Origin of the sequence: Corallococcus praedator, from assembly GCF_003612125.1 — a bacterium.
GTDB classification, from domain to species: Bacteria; Myxococcota; Myxococcia; order Myxococcales; family Myxococcaceae; genus Corallococcus; species Corallococcus praedator.
On record NZ_RAWI01001107.1, the window covers coordinates 1 to 434 of the forward strand.

At 30.9% G+C, this 434-nt stretch carries 1 protein-coding gene; it reads right to left on the bottom strand.

Annotated features, from left to right (window positions below):
• Positions 1 to 434 (bottom strand): class I SAM-dependent DNA methyltransferase (locus D7Y13_RS43255; RefSeq protein WP_147452727.1); only part of this gene is annotated, 434 nt, incomplete at both ends.

Sequence of the window (434 nt, forward strand, 5' to 3'; positions counted from 1 at the left end):
AAATGAGACTCATCAAATCTTGAATATGTTTCATCTTCATGTCGAATGAAAAATGTCATATCATGATAAACACTTAAAGGTAAATCTCCTTGCACAGCATCCCATGCTAAAAAAATGTCCCCTTTATCATCAATATAACTTTGATTATTAAACAACGTCATCATTTTATAAACAGTATGTACATCAAACATAAATACACCTGAATCAGTCAGATGATGATAAACATTGATGAATGTTTCAATCACTGCAGTTTCATCTTGCCAATAATTTAGAGAGTCACAAAAAATAGTGATGATATCAAATTGTTGTTGCAAATCAAAAGATGTCATATCTCCTTCAAGCCAATTTACATTTGCTGATTTTTGAGCTGCAACAGTCAACATATCAACACTTAAATCCATACCAGTAACATTACCTAAAGCTTCTAATTGAAC